The organism is Janthinobacterium sp. GMG1 (genome assembly GCF_034427795.1).
In the GTDB taxonomy this organism is placed as follows: Bacteria; Pseudomonadota; Gammaproteobacteria; order Burkholderiales; family Burkholderiaceae_D; genus Janthinobacterium.
On the sequence record NZ_JAXQNT010000015.1, the window covers coordinates 1 to 21,161 of the forward strand.

Here is a 21,161-nt window from a genome sequence, read left to right on the forward strand (position 1 = left end):
GCCCGCGGCAGCGCCGACCCCAGCTTTTCCAGCAAGTGATCGCACTGGAAAACGGACAGGGTCTGGCGCTGCGCATCCGTGCCGATATCGATCATCTCATCCATTTCGCTGCGCAAGTCGTCATGCTCTCCCGTGCGGATGATTTGCGGCGCCGCAAAGCGCTGGCTGTCGGAAATGGTCATGATGTTATCGACATGGTCGACAAGGAAGCCGTAGCGCTCGGCGCCCCGTTCCACGATGAGGATCTTGCCCGCGCTGGCGTCCGGCAAGGCCGGCATGGCGTACAACTGGCGCAGGTCGATGATGCTGATCATTTGCTGGCGTAAATTGAGCATGCCGCGCATGCAGGCCGGCATGCCCGGCGGCGTCGTGATGGCGCCGCTGAAGTCGATGATTTCGCGCACTTGCCCGATTTCCACGGCGAAGCGGGTTTCCACCGTAAACGTGATGTAGACGCGGCGCGGCGCCTTGCGCGTGGTGGCCGTTTTCGCGTCCGTGTCGGCCGGGTACAGGCGCGCGTGGCCGTCGCGCATCTCGACGATCTCGGCCTGCGACAGGATGCCCTTGTGGTCGAGGAAAATGATGTCGCCCAGCCCCTCTTTCGTGATGCAGCCGGCAAACATGGCGGCGCGCGCCTTGCTCAGCAGGGGAATCGGCAGCACCTCGTCGCCAAAGAAATGCACGATGCTGTCGACGGAATCGACGAGGAAGCCCACGGTCGTGTCGTCGAGGCGCACGACGATGATGCGCTGATCGCCTGTTGCGGCCGTGACCGCCGTGCCGGACGCGGGCGCCTGCAGCAGCGCGCCGAAGTCGACGACGGCCACCTGGCTGCCGCGAAAATGCATGCGCCCCAGGCACAGTTCGCTGTTCAGCAGGGAGCTGTGCAGTTCCGGCACCCGGATGATTTCCTGGATGGCCAGCATTTCAAAGGCAAACGTGGCGCCGGCCGCACGGAAGCTGACGCATTGCCGGCGTTCGCTTTGGGCATGGTAGCGGGCCGTGCTCAGCTTGGCGCCCGTCGCCTGCAGGGCCAGCACATGGGGCACGTTTTCGATGCGCAGCAGGGCGTGCGGGTCGAGTACCTGCAGCAGGCGCGCGCCGCCGCCCTGCAGGATGGTGCCGGCGATGACGGCGTGGCTGTCGCCGGCCGCATATTGCAGGGCGCTGCGGGCGCTGGCGGGCACGCGCAGGATCTCTCCCGTATCCTGGAAGACGATGCCGATCAGCACTTGCTGGAAGTCGAGGATGGCGATCTTGTCCGTGGCCACGGCGCGCGGCGCATCGGCGCGGAACAAGCGGCCCAGGTTGACCACCGGAATGACGCTGCCGCGCAAGGTGAACATGCCTTCCAGATACGCGGGCGACAGGGGCAGGGCCGTGACTTTCGCGGGGTAATTGACGACTTCGCGGATGCAACTGGCGGGCAGGGCGAATTCATCGTCGCCCAGGTGGAAGGAGCCGAACAGTTCTGTGGCCGTGCCGCTTGCGCCCTGCGCTTGCAAGCCTGTCGCTTCATGCATATCCATATGCGCCTTCCTTGCGTGGAATCCATTCGGGTTGCGCCACCACATCGGTGACGGCATAGCTGTGCCGGGCGCAATCGATCAGCAACTGGCGCCCATGGCGGCCGCCCAGCGCGCAAAAACTGACGTGCAAGCCGCACTGGTCCAGGTACTTTTGCGCCGCTTCCGCGTTTTGCCGGCCCACTTGCAGGCGTCCATTGCGCGGGCCAAACATGCTGGCGCCGCCCGCCAGCACCACGTCGATATCGGCGTAGTCGGCCTGGCGCACGCCCATCAGGCGCAGCAGCGAAGGCACGGCCTGGCTTACATAGCGTGCCCCCAGGCTGCTGTCGGCGCCCGGCGCTTCCGGCAGCAAACAGTGGGCCAGACCGCAGCACGGGCCATTCTTCCAGATGAAGCCGATGCCGATGCACGAGCCCAGCAAGGCTTGCAGCTGCTCGCCATGCGTGCCCACGCTAAGTTGTCCCATGCCAACATGGTGCAGCGGCAAGCCAGGGTCGAGGATGATGCTCATGCGCTACCCGCCTTATAAATCATGGGAAACTCAAATTGGTAGCCGGTGCCGAGCCGGGCGATGGTTTCCGACTCGCCCAGGATCAGCCGGCCTTCGTCCTTCAGGCTCAGGCGCGCCTGGCGCAGCACGGTTTCCTGGTGCTCGGCATCGAAATAAATGAGCACGTTGCGCAGGAAGACCAGGTCGAACTGCCGCGCCGGGCGCAATGCGTCCAGCAGATTATGCTGGGCAAAGCTGACGTTTTGCCGCAATTCCTCGTTGACCTGGACGCCATACGGCGCGGGCGTGAAATATTTGCGCAGCAAGTCCGGGTGCGACAGGCGGATGCGCTCGACGGAGCGGCCGCTGTACTGGCCGGCCCGCGCCGCGCCGAGGATCTGCTGCGAAATGTCGCTGGCCAGGATCTGGTAGCGGAAGGCGGGCGCTTGCAGCTTGAATTGCTCGCACAGCATGGCGATCGAATACAGTTCTTCGCCGCTGGCGGCGGCCGCCGACCAGATGGACAGGCAGCCGTCCGGATGCGCGCGGGCCCAGGCGGGCAGGTAGCGGTCGCGGAAATAATCCCAGATCGACGGCGTGCGGAAGAACAGGGTGTCATTGGTGGTCACCAGGTCGATGAAATGGGCCACTTCATCGCGGTCGCTGGCCACGCGGTCCAGATAAGCCTGGTAGCTGTGCAGGGACAGCGCCTGCAGCCGTGGCTGCAAGCGCCGTTCCAGCAAGACGCTCTTGCGCGCCGTCATGGCGATGCCCGTATGCTCGCGCACCAGCGCGATCAGGGTCGTCAGCACCTCGGGCGTCAAGGTGGCCGCGTGGCTCATGGCCTACACCACGAAGCCGGAGACAGTCTGGTTCAGGCTGCCAGCGCGCTCGTTCAAGCCGTCCGTCGAGCGGGCGATGCTGTCGCAGTTGGCAGCCGACTTTTCCGTTTCCTCGGCGATGTACTGGATGGCCGTGGACACTTCGCGCGCCGTCAGCAGCTGCTCGTTGGCCGCCTTCGAGATATCGGAAATGGCCAGGGTGGTTTTCGCCACGCCCGAGACGATCTTGTCGAAGGCGTCGCTGGCCTGCCGCGAAATCTCGCTGCCCGTCGAGACGCGCTTGACGGATTCGTTGATCAGCTTGGAGATTTCCTTGGTCGCTTGCGAGGAACGCTCGGCCAGCTTGCGCACCTCGTCGGCGACGACGGAAAAGCCCAGGCCGTGCTCGCCCGCCCGCGCCGCCTCGATGGCCGCATTGAAGGCCAGCATGTTCGTCTGGTTGGCGATTTCGCTGATGACCTTGACGATTTCGCCGATGTCTTCCGACGAGCGGTTGATCAAGTCCATCGCCTCGATCGACTTGGCGACGGCGCGCGCGCCCGCTTCCGCTTCCTGCTGCGTGGCTTTCGCCAGGAAATCGGCATTCGAGGTGTTTTCCGCGATGGAATTGATGGAGAACGTCAGGCCATCGATGGAGGCGTTCATTTCTTCCACCGTGGCGCCCAGCGCCTGCGTGCCCACGGCCACGCCCGTGGCCCGTTCGGCGATCGTGTGCGAGGCGTCGGCAAAGCCGTTGGCGGCCGACACCACGTTGCCGATCACGCCGCGCAAGTCGACGATCATCTTGCTGATGCCGCCGGCCAGCAGGTCGATCGGCTCGTCGCCCTCGGGCACGATATTGCAGGTCAGGTCGCCTTGCGCCGCGCGCGCCACCGATTCGAGCAGGGCATTGACCTTGCGGCTGTCGTTGGCGGCCTTGGACTGGATGCTGTTTTCCAGGTTCACCTGTTCGCTGATGTCGATGGCGAACTTGACCACTTTATATGGCTTGCCGTTCAGGTCGAGGATGGGGTTGTAGGTGGCCTGTATCCACACCACCTTGCCATGGTTGCCCAGGCGCTTGTAGCGGCCCGCGTCGAATTCGCCGCGGTTGAGCTTTTGCCAGAATTTCTTGTACTCGGCGCTGCTCGCATACTCGGGCTCGCAGAACATGCGGTGGTGCTCGCCCTGGATATCGCTCAAGTCGTAATCCATGACGGCGAGGAAATTCTCATTCGCTTCCAGCACATTGCCCTGCATGTCGAATTCGATCACGGCCTGCGCCTTGCCGATGGCGCTGACCTTGCCTTCGTATTCGACATTGCGCTTTTTCAGGGCCGTGATGTCGGTAGCGAACTTGATGACTTTATACGGCTTGCCGTCCGCGTCGAGGATGGGGTTGTAGGAAGCGTTGATCCACACTTCGCGCCCATCCTTGGCGCGGCGCTTGTATTCACCCTGGTCGAATTCGCCGCGTCCCAGCTTGGCCCAGAAGTTGCTGTATTCGTCCGTTTTGACATACTCGGGGTCGCAGAAGATGGCATGGTGCTTGCCTTGCACTTCCGCCAGGGTATAGCCGACGACACGCAGGAAATTCTCATTCGCATGCAGGATGGTGCCGTCGAGCTCGAATTCGATGACGGCCTGGACACGGTTCAATGCAGTATTTATCGCTTGTAAGTCCAGATCCTGGGAGTGGCTGACATGGCTGGCTGCGTCCATAGTATTTCCTTCGGGGTGAGAAGAGGAAGGGGAGCGATAAGGCTGCTTTTATTATTTTTTCTGCTATCGGTTTAAGACAATGATTAAGACAGCGGTGTTATTGCATGGGCCGACACCTGGTGATAATCGGTGAGAATGTGCGCGATGAACGGCCGCCAGTGTTTGCCCCGCAGTATGCCTTATGGTAAATAAATTGTAGAGTATTGATTTGAATCAATAATTTTATTATTCCCCAGCATCTGGCGAAAAACAAGGGGCGGGAATAAATAATGTCAAAATTGTCGTAATTAGCCCATGCTGGCATATAACAAAGTCACTTTTTCGAATAATAAAACGACGTTATTATTATTGTGATTTTATTATTTAAATGAATATCCAAGTGATAGCTTCTACTGGCGCTTGCTGCATGCAGCAGAATCTTTCCGCAAACGATGTTGTACCATGGCGTAACATGCTGACGGCTGCGCGCACGCGACAAAAATAATACGAGCGTTCTTTTATGCGGTATAGTGAAGCTTCATCCCTTGCAACCACCTCATCGCTGAGCAAAAATCAATAAGGAAGAGACATGAGTGCTGAATATCAAGTGAACGGCGCCGTTGCCGTCATTACCCTGGCCAACCCGCCCGTGAATGGCCTGGGCCTGGCGACGCGCACGGCCGCCGTGGCCGGCATCCGCCAGGCGCTGGCGGACGAGGCCATCAAAGCCATCGTCATCACGGGCGCCGGCAAGGCCTTTTCGGGCGGCGCCGATATCAAGGAATTCAATTCGCCCAAGGCGCTCACGGAACCGACCCTGCACACCCTGATCAATGTCGTCGAGCAGTCGACCAAGCCGGTGGTGGCGGCCATCCACAGCGTTTGCATGGGTGGCGGCCTGGAGCTGGCGCTGGGCTGCAACTATCGCGTGGCCGCGCCTGGCGCGCAGATGGCCTTGCCAGAAGTCAAGCTCGGCATCTTGCCGGGCGCGGGTGGCACGCAGCGTCTGCCTAGAGTGCTGGGCCTGGAAATGGCCCTGAACATGATCGTTTCCGGCACGCCCGTCGCGTCCGAAAAACTGGCCGGCACGGCCCTGTTCGACGAAGTCATCGCGCCCGGCGCCGATTTGCTGGCCGCCGCCGTGGCCTTCGCCACCAAGGTGGCCGACGTGCGCCCGTTGCCGAAAGTGCGCGAGCGCAAGGTCGACTATCCGAACCACGAAGCGTTCCTGCAGTTTTCGCGCAATACGGTGAAAGCCATGTCCGGCCCGTTCCCCGCACCGCTCAAATGCGTCGATGCCGTGGCGGCTGCCGTGACGATGAAATTCGACGAGGGTTTGAAGTACGAGCGCGACCTGTTCATGCAACTGGTGCAGTCGCCTGAATCGAAAGCCCTGCGCCACGCTTTTTTTGCCGAACGGGTCGCCAGCAAGGTGCCCGACGTGCCGTCCGACACGCCCGTGCGCGCCATCGCCAGCGCGGCCATCGTCGGCGCCGGCACCATGGGCGGCGGCATCGCCATGAACTTCGCCAACGCGGGCATCCCCGTGATCTTGCTGGAAACCAAACAGGAAGAGCTGGACAAGGGCCTGGCCACGATACGCAAGAATTATGAAAACACGGTCAAAAAGGGCAAGCTGACGCAAGAGAAGGCCGAGCAGCGCATCGCCCTGGTCAGCGGCACCTTGGCCTACGTCGACATTGCGCAGGCGGACATCGTCATCGAAGCCGTCTTCGAGGAACTGGGCGTCAAGGAAACCGTCTTCAAGCAGCTTGACGCCGTCATGAAGCCGGGCGCCATCCTCGCCTCGAACACGTCTACCCTGGATCTGGACAAGATCGCCGCGTTTACCAAACGGCCGCAAGACGTGGTCGGCACGCATTTCTTCAGCCCGGCGAACGTCATGAAGCTGCTGGAAATCGTCCGCGGCGCGAAGACCGGCAAGGACGTGCTGGCCACGGCGCTGGCGCTGTCGAAAAAGCTCAAGAAAACCGGCGTCGTCTCGGGCGTGTGCGATGGCTTTATCGGCAACCGCATGATCGAGCAATACAGCCGCCAGGCCGGTTTCCTGCTGGAAGAAGGCTGTCTGCCGGAACAAGTTGACAAGGCGGCCGAGAAATTCGGCTTTGCCATGGGCCCGTTCCGCATGGGCGACCTGGCCGGCAACGACATCGGCTGGGCCATCCGCAAGCGCCGCTACGTGGAAAAACCGGACGTCACGTACTCGAAGACGGCCGATCTGCTGTGCGAATTGAAACGCTACGGCCAGAAGACGGGCGCCGGCTGGTACGACTACAAGCCGGGCGACCGCAAGGCGTATCCATCGGAACAGGTCAACGCCATGATCATCCAGCACTCCGCCGACATCGGCGTGGCGCGGCGCAAGATCAGCGACCAGGAAATCGTCGAACGGCTCGTGTATGCGCTGGTCAATGAAGGCGCGCGCATCCTGGAAGAGGGCATCGCCCTGCGTGCCTCGGACATCGACATGGTGTATTTGACGGGCTATGGCTTCCCGCTGTTCCGCGGCGGCCCGATGTTCTATGCGGACACGGTCGGCTTGCCGAACGTGCAGGGCACGATAGCCGGCTATGCCAAGGGCCGCCACGGCGAAGCGTGGACGCCGGCGCCGTTGCTGGTGAAACTGGCGGGCGAGGGCAAGGGTTTCAATAGCTGATGTTGGGCTGTTGAATGACAAAGGGCAGATTTCTCTGCCCTTTTTTTATTTCTTCTTCGCCACCATCTTGACCGCCTCGTTGACGATGACGGGGTTGTCCTTCTGGATGTAGTAGCCGGCGCCCGTGATGCGCTCGACGGCTGGCGCGCCGGACAGGCGCTGCCAATCCTTTTCCTGGGCCCGCACCACGTTCTCGAACGAACCCATTTCCTCGATGCCGAACTTGTCGCGTACCAGCAGCATGGCGGGCACGCGCAGCGGGCTGCTCATGTCGACATGCTGCAGGCACTGCGTCTGGGCATCGAATTCGGCCGATTCCGTACTGTTGAACATGAGTTTGCGCCGCGTTTTGACGAGCATGGCGTAGGCGGACGCGTCCGTCTGCAGGCGGTTCCATTGCTGCGGGTGCGTGGGATCGAGCAAGACCAGGCCGGCCACGTCCTGCGGGTACAGCCTGGCATACACATATTGGTACAGCCCGCCCAGGCCATGGCCGACCAGCACATACGGCGGCTTCAGGCCCGCTTGCGCCAGCAGGGCGCGCTGCTGGGCGGCAATGGTGCACGGGTCGCGCGGCGTGGTGGTTTTTTTGCTGTCGCCGTAGCCGGGACGGTCATACACGAGCACGCGGTGCTGCCGAGCTACTTCGGGCACCACCTTGGCCCACACATCCTTGCCGTCGCCCATGGCCGACTGGAAGACCACGGGCAAGCCGCCCTGGCCGCTCAGGGTGTAGGCGATGCTGGCGTCGGGCAGGGCGGCCGTGGCCGGCACGCCGGGCATGACCGGGGTCGATGGCAACAGGGAGCAGCCGGAAAAACAGCCTGCCAGCAGCAGGCCTGCGCTGGAGAGGAGCATGGTGCGCGCGGGGCGGCCGACGAATAGATGATGCATGAATCTCCTTCTTGGTGCACGGACCGGGGACGGGTATGGCTTGCCAGCCATTATAGGCAAATCGTGCCGAAGTGGAAATGCCGAACAGAGGCGGATTTCCCGTCCTGTCAGCCGGCGTCGGCGTGATGGCAGACGGCTTCGATGCGGTTGCCGTCCGGATCGAACAAAAAGGCCGCGTAATAGCTGGCGTGATAGTGGCGCAAGCCGGGCGCGCCCAGGTCGATGCCGCCGTGCGCCAGCCCCGTATGCCAGAACGCTTCCACGGCCGCGCGCGAGGGGGCCTTGAAGCAGCAATGGCGGCGCGGCGCGTCGTCGGGCGTGGGGCCGAGGCGCACGGAAAAATAGCTGCGCTCGGGATGCTGCGCATCGCTGCGCTCGCCATAGCCTATCCATGCATCGGCATGGTCGCTGCCCACCTTGGGCACGCCAAGCGCGGCGAAGATGGCGTCGTAGAAGCGCTCGGCGCGTTCCAGGTCGCTGACGGTGAGGGAAACGTGATCTAGCATGGGTACTCCGCTATAAAAACAAGGACGGCCATAGCATAGCCCGGATCAGGGCGGCCGTGGGCGGAAGTGACCGAGTGATACTGTTGCTGGCCGACTGCCGGTTAAGGGCGGCTGGCGAGCCGGGCCACGATGCTGCGGCTGAACAGCTGCACGCGGGGCGCGAACAGCATCACGGCGCAAAAGGCCACGGGCCAGGCGGCAAAGAACGCATGGCGCCAGCGGAGCAGGAAGTCGGCCTGCAGGCCGATATTGAGCCAGGTGACCCAGGCGCTCATCAGCAGGGTCATGACCAGCGACATCAGGAAGGCAAATACACAGCGCAAACGCAGGGCTTCGGACATGGGGCACTTTCAACATGGTAAGGATATGCAGCGTAACGACTTGCAGCAATCTATACTAGAGCCATATTTTTAATTTCAAATTCCGAAAATGCAATCATGCTTGATGATTTAGCCTTATTTGTCGCCATCGTGGAGGCGGGCAGCCTGCATGCGGCGGCCGTCAAGGAAGACTTGCCCGCCGCGACCGTCACGCGCCGGCTGCAAAAGCTGGAAAGCCAGCTCGGCTACCGCTTGCTCAACCGCAGTGCGCGCCGCTTGCAGCCGACGGCGGAAGGCTGGCAATACTACGAGCAGTGCCGTCCCCTCGTGCACGCCCTGCGGCAGGCGACGCAGCAGCTTGACGCCAGCCTGTCGGCGGTCTCGGGCAGCATCCGCGTGCTGGCGCCCGTCAACTTCGCCAGCGGCTTGCTGACGCCGGCCTGGGTCAGCTTCATGCAGAAGTATCCGGACATCCGGCTGGAGCTGGAACTGTCGAACCTGCTGCAAGACCTGGTGGGCAGCGGCGCCGACCTGGCCATCCGCGTGGGCGCGCTCGACGATTCCTCGCTGATGCAGCGCCGGCTGGGCAGCGCCGCGCTGGTGATGGTGGCCGCGCCCGGCTATCTGGCGCGCGCCGGCGTGCCGCGCGACTTGCAGGCATTGGAAAAGCACGAGCTGATCGTGGCCGAGCCGCTGCGCAGCTGGCGTTTGCGGCGGCCCGGCGACGGCGCCGAAATGGTGATCGAACCGCAGGCGCGCCTGCGCGTCAACGAGATGCGCCTGGCCGTGGAGATGGCCGACGCGGGGATTGGCATCCTGCTGTGCCCGCTTTTGCAATGCCGCGAGGAAGTGGCCCGGGGCAGCCTCGTGCGCGTCTTGCCCGACTGGATGCCGCAGCCGCGCCATGTGTATGCCGTGTGGACGCAGCGGCGCTACCTGCCGGCCCGCGTGCGCGTGCTGCTCGAGCACCTGGCGGCGTTTGCGGCGGATAATCCCTTGTTGAACGAAGAGCCGGGCGTTTAGCTTGCCTGTTGCTGCGTCAGCCACAGCGTGAACTGGCGCAGCGCTGGCGTAAAACCGCTGGCTGGCGCGGCACCGGGCCTGGCCTGGGCCAGGAAATACGCGATGGGCGCCTGCATGGCGGGAGAGTGCCGCAGCAACAGCGCCACATGCTCGTCCAGGTTGGCGGGCCAGCCTGGATCGCCATCCTGGCGCAGGGTGTTGCAGGAACGAATCAGCTTGCGCGACGCTTCGCGCTGCAGGCGGGCGATGACGGCAGGGTCGCGCTCGTCATCAAGGCGCTGCGCATACTCGTCCAGCACGCGGGCAAAGTCGCCATTCACGGCCAGGGCAATGGCGCGCGAGGGCGCGAACGGCGCAAAGTGCCGCGCCAGGTCTTCGCCCCACAGGCAGCGGCACTGGTGCTTGAGCCAGTAGCCCCAGCTGTACAGGTGTTCGGGCGCCAGTACCTGGGCCCGGTGGCCGATATCGAAATCGATCTTCATTACTTCCCGGTGGCGCGCCTGCAAGGCCAGGCGCAGCGCTTCCAGCGCGCCGGCCTGCTGCTGCGTGGGCGGATGGCGCAGTACCAGGGTCAGGTCGAGGTCGGATACGCCCGGCGTGGCGTCGCCGCGGGCGACGCTGCCATACAGGTATATGCCGTCCAGCAAGCTACCGGCGTGCGCAGCCAGGCTGGCGCAAACGTCTTGCAGCAAGGCGTCGAAATGGTGCTGCAGTGGGCCGCAGGGGGCGGGAGGAATGGTCGGCATGCCTGGTACGAATCCGCTGGGAGAAACTGCCACCATAGCATGCAGTGGCGGGCGCGCAGGCAATCCTTTCCATTAAGTAATACCGAGCGCTTGTACTTTTCGTCAAGATCGCGTTAAGATAAAGCTGCCCGCTTATCCAGTGGGCAATCTGGTGTTTTTCGCGCAATCCCGTCCCTATCCATGAGAGTAGCAATGAAATATCTGATCATTCCCTTCTTGCTGGCCATCACCGGCTGCGAAGTACTGTATGACGCGAACCGGGACAAGATCGGCGAGTATTGCAACAGCCTCAATAATTTTGACGACCGCAACGCCTGCCGCAAGCGCAACCAGACCAGCTATCAGGAATACGTGCAGCAGCGCGACCAGCTGAAAAAGAGCAAGAGCGACAAATAAGCTCGCCGCCGCAGACGCCGCATACGCTGCACAAAAAAACAAACGCCGCTGACCAGTCAGCGGCGTTTTGCTTTGCGGACCCCGGCCTTGCGACCGGGGCTTGCTTCAGATTAATCGTCAGCGTAGATATTGTTGTCCTTGGTTTCCTTGACGAACAGGGTGCCGATCACGACAGTCGCCAGGGCGACGACGATCGGATACCACAGGCCATAATAAATGTCGCCCTTGAAGGCCACCAGCGCGAAGGCCGTTGTCGGCAGCAAGCCGCCGAACCAGCCGTTACCGATATGGTAGGGCAGGGACATCGAGGTGTACCGGATACGCGTCGGGAACATTTCCACCAGCATGGCGGCGATCGGGCCATATACCATGGTCACGTACAGCACCAGGATGAACAGCAGCAAGACGACCATCGGCTTGTTGATCTGGTCCGGATCGGCTTTCGCAGGGTAGCCCGCTTCCTTGATGCCGGCGCCCAGTTCTTTCTTCAGCGCCACTTCGTGGGCCTTGCTGTCCGCATCGAAGTTCAGGCCGTCCGGCGTCATGACGGCGTTAAACGATGTAAATTCCTTCGTACCGATGCGCACCTTGGCGATGCTGCCCGCTGGCGCGTCTTCCTTCGTGTAGTTCACCGAGCTGTTCGACAGGAAGCCCGTGGCGATGTCGCACGACGAGGGGAATTTCTTGGTGCCCGTCATGTTGAACTGGAAGTGGCAGGACGCAGGATCGGCAACCACCACTACTGGCGAGTTCTTCAGTGCCGCTTCCAGCTGCGGGTTGGCGAAGTGGGTCAGGCCGTTGAAGATCGGGAAGTAGGTCGCCGCGGCGATCAGGCAGCCGCCGAGGATGATGTACTTGCGGCCGATGCGGTCGGACAGGCTGCCGAAGAACAGGAAGAACGGCGTGGCCAGCAGCAGTGCGATGGCGACGAGCACGTTGGCCGTTGCCAGGTCCACTTTCAGGGTCTGGATCATGAAGAACAGGGCGTAGAACTGGCCCGTGTACCACACGACTGCCTGGCCGGCGGTCAGGCCGATCAGGGCCAGGATGACGATCTTCAGGTTTTTCCACTGGCCGAATGCTTCCGTCAGCGGGGCTTTCGAGGTCTTGCCCTCGGCCTTCATCTTGGAAAACGCCGGCGATTCATTCATGGCCAGGCGGATCCACACGGAAATACCCAGCAGGATGACGGAGACCAGGAAGGGAATGCGCCAGCCCCATGCCTCGAAATCCTTTTCGCCGGTCGCCAGGCGGGTGCCCAGGATGACCATCAGCGACAGGAAGAAGCCCAGGGTTGCCGTCGTTTGTATCCACGCCGTGAACGCGCCGCGCTTGCCTTCAGGCGCGTGCTCGGCCACATAGGTGGCTGCGCCGCCGTACTCGCCGCCCAGCGCCAGGCCTTGCAGGATGCGCAGGATGACGAGGATGATCGGTGCGGCGATGCCGATGGAGGCGTGGCCCGGCAGCAAGCCGACGATGAAGGTGGAGCCGCCCATGATCAGAATGGTGATCAGGAAGGTGTACTTGCGGCCGATCATGTCGCCCAGGCGGCCGAAGACCAGTGCGCCGAACGGACGCACGATGAAGCCGGCGGCGAAGGCCAGCAGCGCGAAGATGAAGGTGGTGGTGGGGTCGCCGATGAAGAATTGCTTGGCGATGATCGATGCCAGCGAACCGTACAGGTAAAAATCGTACCATTCAAAGACGGTGCCCAAGGATGACGCAAAGATGACCTTGCGTTCCTCTGGCGTAATCGGCGTTCCTTTGGTGGAAATTTTCCGTACGTCGGCCGAGCCGGATGGTGATGCCATGGTTTGTCTCCCTATGTTTTATAGTGAACTGATGCCGCGGTCTTTTTGACCATTCTTGCAACAGCTGGAGGCGAGTGTGTTCTCCGAACCTTACGTCATGCTTGCTTGAAACTTACAGCAAGCTTACAAATCGATGTTCGCCCGAACTTTGCGAACGACCGTACTTAAATGTGCTATTCTCATTGCGCAGATACCTCACCCCATAATATCCCCACAAGGAGACACAGCATGAATGAAGCCGTCATCGTATCGACCGCCCGCACGGGCCTGGCCAAGTCCTGGAAGGGCGCGTTCAACATGACGCATGGCGCCACCCTGGGCGGCCATGTGCTGGCGGCCGCCGTCGAGCGCGCGCGCATCGAGGCGGAGGAAGTGGAAGACGTGCTGGTCGGCTGCGCCTTCCCCGAAGGCGCGACGGGCGGCAACATCGCGCGCCAGGTGGCCTTGCGCGGCGGCTGCCCCGTCACGACGGCCGGCATGACCGTCAACCGTTTTTGTTCTTCAGGCTTGCAGGCCATCGCCCTGGCGGCGCAGCGCATCATCGCCGGCGAAGGCGATATCTATGCGGCCGGCGGCGTGGAATCGATTTCCTGTGTGCAAAACGAAATGAATACGCATATGTATCGCGACGTCTGGCTGCAGCAGCACAAGCCGGAAGTGTACTGGCCCATGCTGCAGACGGCCGAAACCGTGGCCAAGCGCTACCAGATTTCGCGCGAGCGCCAGGATGCCTACGGCGCGCAAAGCCAGCAGCGCGCAGCAAGCGCCCTGGCTGCCGGCCTGTTCGACGCGGAAATCGTGCCGATGACCACCATCATGGGCGTGGCCGACAAGGCCAGCGGCATGCTGGTGTCGCGCGAAGTGACGATTTCCGCCGATGAAGGCATCCGCGCCGACACGACGTATGACGGCGTGGCGAAGATCCGCCCGGCCATTCCTGGCGGCGTCATCAGCGCTGGCAACGCCAGCCAGTTTTCCGATGGCGCCTCGATGGCCATCGTCATGAATGCGAAAGTGGCCGAAGCGAAAGGCTTGCAGCCGCTGGGCATCTTCCGCGGCTTCGTCGTGGCCGGCTGCGAACCCGATGAAATGGGCATCGGCCCCGTGTTTGCCATCCCGAAACTGCTGAAAAAGGCGGGCTTGACGGTCGCCGACATCGGCCTGTGGGAACTCAACGAAGCGTTCGCCGTGCAAGTGCTGTATTGCGCCGATACCCTGGGCATCCCGATGGACCGCCTGAACGTCAACGGCGGCGCGATTGCCGTCGGCCACCCGTATGGCGTCTCGGGCGCCCGCCTGACGGGCCATGCCTTGATCGAAGGCAAACGCCGCGGCGTCAAATACGTGGTGGTGACCATGTGCATCGGCGGCGGGCAGGGCGCGGCCGGCCTGTTCGAAGTGCTGTGATGTAGCGTCAACCCAGTCTGCGGGCGGCTTCCAGGGCCGCCCGTTTGCATTCCGCGCCCGCTTCCTGCAAGGCGCGCCGATAGCGGGTACAGTAATGCTTCATTAATAAACAAGCAGCCTGCCACCATGATCAAACACATCGTTTTCTGGAAATTGTTAGACCACGCCGAAGGCGCCGACCGCGCCACGAACGCCTTGAAACTGAAAGCCTTGCTCGATTCCTGTTCCGACCTGGTGCCCGGCATATTGAAATTCGAGGCAGCCGTGGCCCAGCCGGGCCTGGAAGCGACCTACGACATTGTCCTGTACAGCGAATTCGCCAGCCGCGAAGCGCTGGATGCCTACCAGAACCACCCCGAGCACGTGAAAATCAAGCCGTTTTTTGGGGCTGTACGGGAAGCGCGGCAGTGCATGGACTATGAGATTTAGTCGTTACGCAACAGACATCCGGGGTCAGACCCGGTGTCGGGAATATCAATAGTAGTCATCAACTTTATTGACAGGAGCATCATGAGCACATACCAACGCATCGTCCTCGCCTCGCGGCCCGCGTCCAATGAGGAAGTGCAGCCGGCGCATTTTCGTCTGGAAACGAAAGACATTCCCGCCATCAAGGATGGTGAATTGCTGGTACGCAACCAGTTCCTGTCACTCGATCCCTACATGCGCGGGCGCATGAGCGCGAACAAGAGCTATGCGGCGCCGCAAGCGCTCGATGAAACCATGATAGGCGGCACGGTGGGCGTGGTGCTGGAATCGAAGCATCCGAAGTTCGCCGTGGGCGACACGGTCGTGGGAACCCTGGGCTGGACGGAAGTGGCCGTGTCGGACGGCACGATGCTGCGCAAGGTCGACACGACGCATATCCCCGCGTCCGCCTACCTGGGTTCCGTCGGCATGCCGGGCATGACGGCCTGGTATGGCTTGAACCAGATCATGGCGCCGAAAGCGGGCGAAACCGTGGTCGTGTCCGCCGCCAGCGGCGCCGTGGGCAGCGTCGTGGGCCAGCTGGCGAAATTGAAAGGCTGCCGTGTCGTCGGTATCGCCGGCGGTGCGGAAAAATGCCGCTATGTTGTCGAAGAACTGGGTTTCGATGCCTGCGTCGATTACAAGGCGGGCAATCTTGAGGCCGATCTGGCGGCGGCCACGCCGGATGGCATCGACGCCATCTTTGAAAACGTGGGCGGCGCCATCTTCGACGCGGCGCTGGCGCGCACCAATGCGTTTGGCCGGATTGCCGTGTGCGGCTGGATCGCCGGCTACAATGGCGAACCGACGCCGCTCGACAATGCGCGCCTGATCCTCACCAATCGCCTCACCGTGCGCGGCTTCATCGTTTCGGAACAGCCGGAATTCTGGCCGCAAGGGCTGGCCGAACTGGGAACCCTGGTGGCAACAGGCAAGCTGAAATTCCGCGAATCCGTGGCCGACGGCCTGGCCAGCGCACCCGAAGCCTTCATCGGCCTCTTAAAAGGGTGCAACTTCGGCAAGCAGCTGGTGAAGTTGTAACCGATCTGTCCTGAAGTGACCGGGCGTGCCGCCAGTTCCTCGCCCGCCTGCGCCCGGTAGCACAGCAAAGCTTTCAATAGATCGGGAGCGTGAAATCCTCGTCGATCTTGCGCGCCCTGGCCGTGGAGTTCGCTTGCAACAGCGACTGGATCAGGGCGCTGCCGAAGCACCGTTGCAGCAGATGTGCGATGGCTATGCCGAACCGCGTCCGCACGTGCATGAGCCGGATAAGGCGAGGGCTCAGTTCCCGCTGTGTACGCTCGGCATACGGGCGAAGGATGCGTTCGTATGCCTCGAAAGCCTGGGTGTGGGTCGCGCACCTCTTGATTTCCCCCGCCAGCACGTAGGCTCCCACCAGCGCCAGAGCCGTGCCCTTGCCCGTGAATGGCGTCGGGCAGTGCGCCGCATCGCCCAGCAAGACCAGTCGGCCTTTTGACCAGGTGGAAGCTTGCACCTGGCTCATCGGCCCGAAGTAGAAGTCCTGGACGGCATCAAGCTCGGCGATGATACGATCGGCCACCTTGCCCCGGCCTGCCAGCGCCGCACGCAGCATCTCGCGCCGCGACGGCGCCGTCGGACTCCGCATGTCAGGTTCAGCGGCAGGAAAGGTCATCAGCACGGTAATTTCAGTCAGGCCACCTGGCCTGAGGTTGATCATCGTACCGCCAATGCCGTTGACGGAGCAGGCCCAGAAGTCGTCTTCCGGCCGCCGGGGAATGTTGAAAAACGCCATGTAGGCACCGAGGTAACGCATGCGCGTTTCAGCAGCCAGCGCCAGGTCTCTGGTCGGCGAGCTCACGCCATCGGCGCAGATCACCAGTTCAAAGTCCTCTGCCGTGCCATTGGCAAAGGTTGCCCGCACACCATTTTCAATCTCTTCAACGCCACTGACGGACGTGCCAAAACGGTATTCGCAAGTGCCGTGGGTCGCATCGAACAAAATACGGGCGAAATCGCCGCGCAGGATTTCGAAATCGCAGGTCAGTCCACCGATACTACCTTTCGGAAAAACAGCCACCACCTTGCCGGCCGCATCGAGCCACTTCTGTCCGCATTCCAGCGTGTTGCGCGCCTCGACCTGTTCCGTCAAACCCATGAGCTTGATGACCTGCTGCGCGGCATCCTTCACATCGACGTTCTGTCCGCCGACCCTGAGCGCGCCGGCCTTTTCGACGAGCACCACCGAGTAGCCGTACTTGGTCAGCCACCAGGCACACGCTGGGCCGGCGATGCCGCCGCCGCAGATCAGGATTTTCTTCGTTTGTTCCATTTGACAGCTTTCGTGGTTGTGATGTCACTGTCCATGTTAGGCGCGCCACGTGTTGGTCACAATGAGCCAACAGGCCATGTTATATTGAATTCTTGCCACTGATACTGACCCTTGAAAGGTGCCCGATGCCTGTTTTCAGCGACGATTCGTCCAGTGAATGGGAAGACCCCGACTCCGTGCCAAGGCCGGTGGTCACGCTTGGCGCCGTTGGCCGCGAGATGGATAGCCACAAGGAGGCGGGTTTCCATCAGCATCGAAAAGGCCAGTTCCTGCTCTGGATGCGGGGCGTGCTGACCTGCGAGGTCGACGGCGGCTTCTGGCTGGTGCCGCCAGGAAGCGCCATTTGGGTGCCTGGCGGCACACAACATCGAATGGATGGGGCCGGCACGGTCGATTGTTACGTGGTGTATGTCGATCCTGCGGTGGACGACGCGTTGCCGCGGGAGTGCTGCACCTTGTCGACCACGCCGCTGCTGCGTGAATTGGTGATCCGTTCAGCGGCATTGCCGATGCGCTACGAAGAGGGCGGCATGGCGTCACGAGTGATGACACTGCTTCTCGACGAAATGGCGCTGGCGCAGCCCGGCCAGGTTCATCTTCCCCTGACGCCAGACAAGCGGCTACGCAAACTGGTCGAGTGGATCATGGCGCGTCCGTCCGATCCGGGCAACATCGAATCGTGGGCGCAGCGGATGGGCATCAGTGCGCGCACGCTGTCACGCCTGGTGTCCCGGGAAACCGGCATGAGTTTCGGACGCTGGCGCAGGCAACTGCATATCCTGCTCGCCTTGCAATGGATGGCCAGGGGCGCCACGGTCCAGCATGTCGCGGAGGGCCTGGGCTACGAGAACGCGAGCAATTTTGTCGTCATGTTTCGCAAAATACTCGGTGAAACACCTGGACGTTACTTGAAATCGAACGCTTGAGCCGCACCACCTGCCAAGGCGTGGCAGGCCGTGCGACAATGGCGGCCCCTCTCTTATTACCGCATGCCATGACCAAGCACACTATCCGCCTCGGCGACTGGGCCACCCTGGGCCCCGACGCTACCGCCATCCGTTTTGAAGTCTTTGTCGATGAACAGAAAGTGCCGTCCGAGATCGAACTCGACGACATGGACGCCGTCTGCCTGCACGCCGTCGCCTATGACGACTTTGGTGCCGCCATCGGCACGGGCCGGCTATTGCCCGATGGCCACATCGGCCGCATGGCCGTGCGCCAGCCGGGCCGCGGCACGGGCGTGGGCGGCGCCATGTTGACCTTGCTGATGGAGAAAGCCCGCGAACGGGGAGACCTGGCGGTGGTGCTGAACGCGCAAACCGTGGCCGCGCCATTCTATGCGCGCCACGGTTTCGTGCAGCAGGGGGAACAATTTGAAGAGGCGGGGATTGCGCATGTGGAGATGCGGCTGGTGTTCTAGGGTATTGTCGGATTACGCGCAAGGCGCGTAATCCGACAATACCAGCACAATCAGTTCTGCGCGTGCGACTGGCGCCATTTGTCGAGGATCACGGCCAGCACGATCACGACACCTTTCGCCACATACTGCCAGAACGACGACAGTCCCAGGATCGTCAAGCCATTGTTCATCACGCCGATGATCAGGGCGCCGATGACGGTACCCCAGACGGAACCCACGCCGCCCATCAGGCTGGTGCCGCCGAGCACGACGGCCGCAATCGCATCGAGTTCATAACCTGTGCCCCAGTTGCCGTTGGCCGCATACAGACGGCTGGCCGACATGGCGCCGCCCAGGCCCGCAAACAGACCGCTGATCGTGTAGACAAACATCAGCACGAGGCCGACCTTGATACCCGTCAAACGTGCTGCCTGGATATTGCCGCCGACGGCGTAGATATGCAGGCCCAGGGTTGTCTTGCGCAAAATAAACCACGTCAGCACGACGACGGCCGCCGCCAGCCAGATCAGCCAGGGCACGGCCAGGAAGCTGCCGTTGCCCATCCATTCGAAGCTCGGAATTTCCGTGTTCAGCACGCTGGTGCCGTCCGCCAGCAGGTAAGCGGCGCCGCGCAGGGCTGTCATGGTACCCAGGGTCACGACGAAGGGGTTCAGGCCGACGAGGGCGACCAGCACGCCATTGAGCGCGCCCAGCAGCAGGCCGACGATGAGGAAGGCGGGAATCGAGAAGCCGGCGAACTGGGCTGACAGCGACATCAGCATGCCTGCCACGGCCGAGACCGCCAGCACGGAGCCGACGGACAAATCGATGCCGCTGGTCAGGATGACGAAGGTCATGCCGGACGCCAGCACGATGTTGATCGACACCTGGCGGAAGATGTTCATGGTGTTATTGCTGGTCATGAACGTCGACGTGCCGTCGGCCGAGAAATACACGGTCAGGCCGTACATGGCCAGGTAGAGCACCACCAGCACGGGCAGCATGCCCAGGCGGCGCATCAGGTTCGAGGCATTGAAGGGTTCGCCGGCGCGCGCGGCGCCGCTGGTGGTACTCGTTGTCATGTTGAATCTCCTGAATGATTATTTTTATGCCGCTTCTTGCAGCGTGGCATAGGCAAGGATGTTTTCCTGCGTGATGTCGTCGCCCGTGACTTCGCCGGTGAGCCTGCCTTCGCACATCACCATCACGCGGTCGCAAATGCCGACCAGTTCGGCCAATTCGCTGGAAATGCACAGCACGGCTGTGCCCGCGTCCGCCAGCTGGTGGATGATCTTGTAGATTTCGCTCTTCGCGCCCACGTCCACGCCCCGCGTCGGTTCGTCGAGGATGAGCACTTTCGGCGCGATGGCCAGCCAGCGCGCCAGCAAGACTTTCTGCTGGTTGCCGCCGGACAGCCCGCCGACGATGCCGTCCGGCCCCGATACCTTCACGTTGAGGTTGCTGATCGCCTCGCGCGTGAGCTGGGTCAGGGCGCCACGGTTGACGACGCCCGCCGTCGAATGCCTGGACAGGATATTCATCGACATGTTTTCCATGGCCGACAATTGCATGAACAGGCCCAGGCTCTTGCGGTCTTCCGGCAGGTAACCGATGCCGTGGCGGATGGCCGCCAGCGGCCGGTGGATATGCACTTCCTGGCCATCGAGCCACACTTGCCCCGATTGTTTCTTGTCGGCGCCAAAGATCAGGCGCGCCAGTTCCGTGCGGCCTGCGCCGACGAGGCCGGCAAGGCCCGTCACTTCCCCCGCATGCAGGGCGAACGAGGCAGGCTTGACCTTGCCGCCGCCCACGTTTTCCACGCGCAAGCGCTCGGCGCCGCGCGTCGTGCGGCGCTGGTGCGAATAAAAGTCATCGGCAGGGCGGCCAACCATCATTTGCACGACTTTCTTTTGATCCAGCTCATCCTTGCCCAGCTCGCCCACATAGGCGCCGTCGCGCAGCACCGTGATGCGGCGCGCCAGGCGTTCCACTTCGGCCATGCGGTGGCTGATGTAGAGCACGGCCAGGCCCTTGTCGCGCTGTTCTTCGATGATGCGGAACAATTGTTCTGTTTCCCGGTCGGACAGGGCGGCAGTGGGCTCGTCCATGATCAGGATGCGGCTTTCATGCACGAGGGCGCGGGCGATTTCCACCTGTTGCTGCTCGGCAATCGACAGCGCCGACACCATGGTGTCGGCGTCGAAGCGGGAACCGAGGTCGGCCAGGATGGCGTTCGTGCGCGCGCGCATTTCGCCGCCCTTGACGGTCCAGAACGGTCCTTGCGGCTCGCTGCCCATGAAGACGTTCTGCGCCACCGTCATGTTCTTGGCCACGCTCAATTCCTGGTAGATCAGGTTGATGCCCAGCGCGCGTGCCTCGCCCGGGTTGCGGATACGAATCGGTTTACCGTCGAGTATGATTTCGCCCGCATCCGGCGTGTACACGCCCGACAGGATTTTCATCAGGGTGCTCTTGCCGGCGCCGTTTTCGCCCATCACGGCATGGATTTCGCCGCTGCGCACCGTCAGGTGCACGCCGCGCAGCGCGCGCGTGGCGCCAAAGCGCTTCTCGATGCCGCGCATTTCAAAAATAATATCGTCGCTCATGACTGTCCTTCCTTGCTGGTGAAACTGGCGCCGCCTGCCAACTGGCTGGCGGCGCC

20 protein-coding genes are annotated in these 21,161 nt (G+C 62.3%); 8 read left to right on the forward strand and 12 right to left on the reverse strand.

What is annotated here, in order from left to right; translation table 11 throughout:
- From SJI03_RS26400 to SJI03_RS26415, 4 genes are all read right to left on the reverse strand, one after another.
- Positions 1-1,529, reverse strand: a 1,529-nt coding sequence (locus SJI03_RS26400) for a chemotaxis protein CheW (protein ID WP_322429171.1), incomplete at its 3' end; no start/stop codon positions are given.
- Positions 1,516-2,040 carry a chemotaxis protein CheD gene (locus SJI03_RS26405; protein WP_099377205.1) on the reverse strand — a complete coding sequence of 175 codons (525 nt, stop codon included), beginning with the start codon at positions 2,038-2,040 and terminating at the stop codon, positions 1,516-1,518. The genes SJI03_RS26400 and SJI03_RS26405, both read right to left, overlap by 14 nt.
- On the reverse strand, positions 2,037-2,861 hold the full coding sequence (locus tag SJI03_RS26410) for a CheR family methyltransferase (RefSeq protein WP_099377204.1): 825 nt from the start codon (positions 2,859-2,861) through the stop codon (positions 2,037-2,039). Before SJI03_RS26410 ends, SJI03_RS26405 begins: the two co-directional genes overlap by 4 nt.
- A gap of 3 nt (positions 2,862-2,864) precedes the next feature.
- Positions 2,865-4,562: a methyl-accepting chemotaxis protein gene (locus SJI03_RS26415; protein WP_099377203.1), complete on the reverse strand. Its 1,698-nt coding sequence runs from the start codon at positions 4,560-4,562 to the stop codon at positions 2,865-2,867.
- A gap of 568 nt (positions 4,563-5,130) precedes the next feature.
- Here SJI03_RS26415 and SJI03_RS26420 point away from each other — a divergent pair.
- Complete coding sequence (locus SJI03_RS26420) at positions 5,131-7,218, forward strand: 3-hydroxyacyl-CoA dehydrogenase NAD-binding domain-containing protein (RefSeq protein ID WP_322429172.1); 2,088 nt, start codon at positions 5,131-5,133, stop codon at positions 7,216-7,218.
- A 45-nt stretch (positions 7,219-7,263) separates the two neighbouring features.
- On the opposite strand, the gene SJI03_RS26425 is transcribed toward SJI03_RS26420, so the two are convergent.
- From SJI03_RS26425 to SJI03_RS26435, 3 genes are all read right to left on the reverse strand, one after another.
- Positions 7,264-8,112: an alpha/beta hydrolase gene (locus SJI03_RS26425; protein ID WP_322429173.1), complete on the reverse strand. Its 849-nt coding sequence runs from the start codon at positions 8,110-8,112 to the stop codon at positions 7,264-7,266.
- A gap of 107 nt (positions 8,113-8,219) precedes the next feature.
- The gene (locus SJI03_RS26430; RefSeq protein WP_322429174.1) at positions 8,220-8,618 is read right to left on the reverse strand and encodes a VOC family protein; all 399 of its coding nucleotides are present in this window, start codon (positions 8,616-8,618) and stop codon (positions 8,220-8,222) included.
- Positions 8,619-8,719: 101 nt separating this feature from the next.
- Complete coding sequence (locus SJI03_RS26435; RefSeq protein WP_322429175.1) at positions 8,720-8,959, reverse strand: DUF2798 domain-containing protein; 240 nt, start codon at positions 8,957-8,959, stop codon at positions 8,720-8,722.
- A 96-nt stretch (positions 8,960-9,055) separates the two neighbouring features.
- Here SJI03_RS26435 and SJI03_RS26440 point away from each other — a divergent pair, with 96 nt between their 5' ends.
- Entirely contained in the window at positions 9,056-9,961 is a 906-nt protein-coding gene (locus SJI03_RS26440) for a LysR family transcriptional regulator (protein WP_322429176.1), read from the forward strand.
- Here the strand turns inward: SJI03_RS26440 and SJI03_RS26445 are convergent.
- Positions 9,958-10,707 (reverse strand): nucleotidyltransferase domain-containing protein, encoded by a 750-nt coding sequence (locus SJI03_RS26445; protein WP_322429177.1) that lies wholly within the window; start codon positions 10,705-10,707, stop codon positions 9,958-9,960. The genes SJI03_RS26440 and SJI03_RS26445 overlap by 4 nt on opposite strands.
- A 192-nt stretch (positions 10,708-10,899) precedes the next feature.
- Between SJI03_RS26445 and SJI03_RS26450 the strand changes: the two genes are divergently transcribed.
- A complete protein-coding gene (locus SJI03_RS26450) occupies positions 10,900-11,103 on the forward strand; it encodes a hypothetical protein (protein ID WP_035819100.1) in 204 nt (67 codons plus the stop codon).
- A 110-nt stretch (positions 11,104-11,213) separates the two neighbouring features.
- Here the strand turns inward: SJI03_RS26450 and SJI03_RS26455 are convergent, their stop codons facing one another.
- The gene (locus tag SJI03_RS26455) at positions 11,214-12,914 is read right to left on the reverse strand and encodes an MFS transporter (protein WP_322429178.1); all 1,701 of its coding nucleotides are present in this window, start codon (positions 12,912-12,914) and stop codon (positions 11,214-11,216) included.
- A 228-nt stretch (positions 12,915-13,142) separates the two neighbouring features.
- Here SJI03_RS26455 and SJI03_RS26460 point away from each other — a divergent pair, with 228 nt between their 5' ends.
- From SJI03_RS26460 to SJI03_RS26470, 3 genes are all read left to right on the forward strand, one after another.
- Complete coding sequence (locus SJI03_RS26460) at positions 13,143-14,321, forward strand: acetyl-CoA C-acyltransferase (protein WP_322429179.1); 1,179 nt, start codon at positions 13,143-13,145, stop codon at positions 14,319-14,321.
- A 126-nt stretch (positions 14,322-14,447) separates the two neighbouring features.
- Entirely contained in the window at positions 14,448-14,750 is a 303-nt protein-coding gene (locus tag SJI03_RS26465) for a Dabb family protein (RefSeq protein ID WP_099377195.1), read from the forward strand.
- An 81-nt stretch (positions 14,751-14,831) separates the two neighbouring features.
- The gene (locus tag SJI03_RS26470) at positions 14,832-15,830 is read left to right on the forward strand and encodes an NADP-dependent oxidoreductase (RefSeq protein WP_416208791.1); all 999 of its coding nucleotides are present in this window, start codon (positions 14,832-14,834) and stop codon (positions 15,828-15,830) included.
- A 73-nt stretch (positions 15,831-15,903) separates the two neighbouring features.
- On the opposite strand, the gene SJI03_RS26475 is transcribed toward SJI03_RS26470, so the two are convergent.
- Positions 15,904-17,100 (reverse strand): FAD-dependent monooxygenase, encoded by a 1,197-nt coding sequence (locus SJI03_RS26475; RefSeq protein ID WP_322429180.1) that lies wholly within the window; start codon positions 17,098-17,100, stop codon positions 15,904-15,906.
- A 125-nt stretch (positions 17,101-17,225) separates the two neighbouring features.
- On the opposite strand from SJI03_RS26475, the gene SJI03_RS26480 reads away from it, so the two are divergent.
- Both SJI03_RS26480 and SJI03_RS26485 read left to right on the forward strand, forming a co-directional pair.
- A complete protein-coding gene (locus tag SJI03_RS26480; protein WP_322429181.1) occupies positions 17,226-18,026 on the forward strand; it encodes a helix-turn-helix transcriptional regulator in 801 nt (266 codons plus the stop codon).
- 68 nt (positions 18,027-18,094) lie between these two features.
- Complete coding sequence (locus tag SJI03_RS26485) at positions 18,095-18,520, forward strand: GNAT family N-acetyltransferase (protein ID WP_322429182.1); 426 nt, start codon at positions 18,095-18,097, stop codon at positions 18,518-18,520.
- 50 nt (positions 18,521-18,570) lie between these two features.
- Here SJI03_RS26485 and SJI03_RS26490 read toward each other — a convergent pair whose 3' ends face one another.
- Entirely contained in the window at positions 18,571-19,581 is a 1,011-nt protein-coding gene (locus tag SJI03_RS26490) for an ABC transporter permease subunit (protein ID WP_035819084.1), read from the reverse strand.
- Positions 19,582-19,605: 24 nt separating this feature from the next.
- Positions 19,606-21,105 (reverse strand): sugar ABC transporter ATP-binding protein, encoded by a 1,500-nt coding sequence (locus SJI03_RS26495; RefSeq protein WP_322429183.1) that lies wholly within the window; start codon positions 21,103-21,105, stop codon positions 19,606-19,608.
- Positions 21,106-21,161: the final 56 nt, after the last annotated feature.

Coding starts and splice junctions, on each gene's coding strand:
- SJI03_RS26485 (WP_322429182.1), top strand. CDS start 18,095: ATGACCAAGCACACTATCCGCCTCGGCGACTGGGCCACCCTGGGCCCC.
- SJI03_RS26420 (WP_322429172.1), top strand. CDS start 5,131: ATGAGTGCTGAATATCAAGTGAACGGCGCCGTTGCCGTCATTACCCTG.
- SJI03_RS26435 (WP_322429175.1), bottom strand. CDS start 8,959: ATGTCCGAAGCCCTGCGTTTGCGCTGTGTATTTGCCTTCCTGATGTCG.
- SJI03_RS26440 (WP_322429176.1), top strand. CDS start 9,056: ATGCTTGATGATTTAGCCTTATTTGTCGCCATCGTGGAGGCGGGCAGC.
- SJI03_RS26460 (WP_322429179.1), top strand. CDS start 13,143: ATGAATGAAGCCGTCATCGTATCGACCGCCCGCACGGGCCTGGCCAAG.
- SJI03_RS26405 (WP_099377205.1), bottom strand. CDS start 2,040: ATGAGCATCATCCTCGACCCTGGCTTGCCGCTGCACCATGTTGGCATG.
- SJI03_RS26450 (WP_035819100.1), top strand. CDS start 10,900: ATGAAATATCTGATCATTCCCTTCTTGCTGGCCATCACCGGCTGCGAA.
- SJI03_RS26490 (WP_035819084.1), bottom strand. CDS start 19,581: ATGACAACGAGTACCACCAGCGGCGCCGCGCGCGCCGGCGAACCCTTC.
- SJI03_RS26415 (WP_099377203.1), bottom strand. CDS start 4,562: ATGGACGCAGCCAGCCATGTCAGCCACTCCCAGGATCTGGACTTACAA.
- SJI03_RS26445 (WP_322429177.1), bottom strand. CDS start 10,707: ATGCCGACCATTCCTCCCGCCCCCTGCGGCCCACTGCAGCACCATTTC.
- SJI03_RS26475 (WP_322429180.1), bottom strand. CDS start 17,100: ATGGAACAAACGAAGAAAATCCTGATCTGCGGCGGCGGCATCGCCGGC.
- SJI03_RS26495 (WP_322429183.1), bottom strand. CDS start 21,105: ATGAGCGACGATATTATTTTTGAAATGCGCGGCATCGAGAAGCGCTTT.
- SJI03_RS26480 (WP_322429181.1), top strand. CDS start 17,226: ATGCCTGTTTTCAGCGACGATTCGTCCAGTGAATGGGAAGACCCCGAC.
- SJI03_RS26455 (WP_322429178.1), bottom strand. CDS start 12,914: ATGGCATCACCATCCGGCTCGGCCGACGTACGGAAAATTTCCACCAAA.
- SJI03_RS26410 (WP_099377204.1), bottom strand. CDS start 2,861: ATGAGCCACGCGGCCACCTTGACGCCCGAGGTGCTGACGACCCTGATC.
- SJI03_RS26430 (WP_322429174.1), bottom strand. CDS start 8,618: ATGCTAGATCACGTTTCCCTCACCGTCAGCGACCTGGAACGCGCCGAG.
- SJI03_RS26470 (WP_416208791.1), top strand. CDS start 14,832: ATGAGCACATACCAACGCATCGTCCTCGCCTCGCGGCCCGCGTCCAAT.
- SJI03_RS26425 (WP_322429173.1), bottom strand. CDS start 8,112: ATGCATCATCTATTCGTCGGCCGCCCCGCGCGCACCATGCTCCTCTCC.
- SJI03_RS26465 (WP_099377195.1), top strand. CDS start 14,448: ATGATCAAACACATCGTTTTCTGGAAATTGTTAGACCACGCCGAAGGC.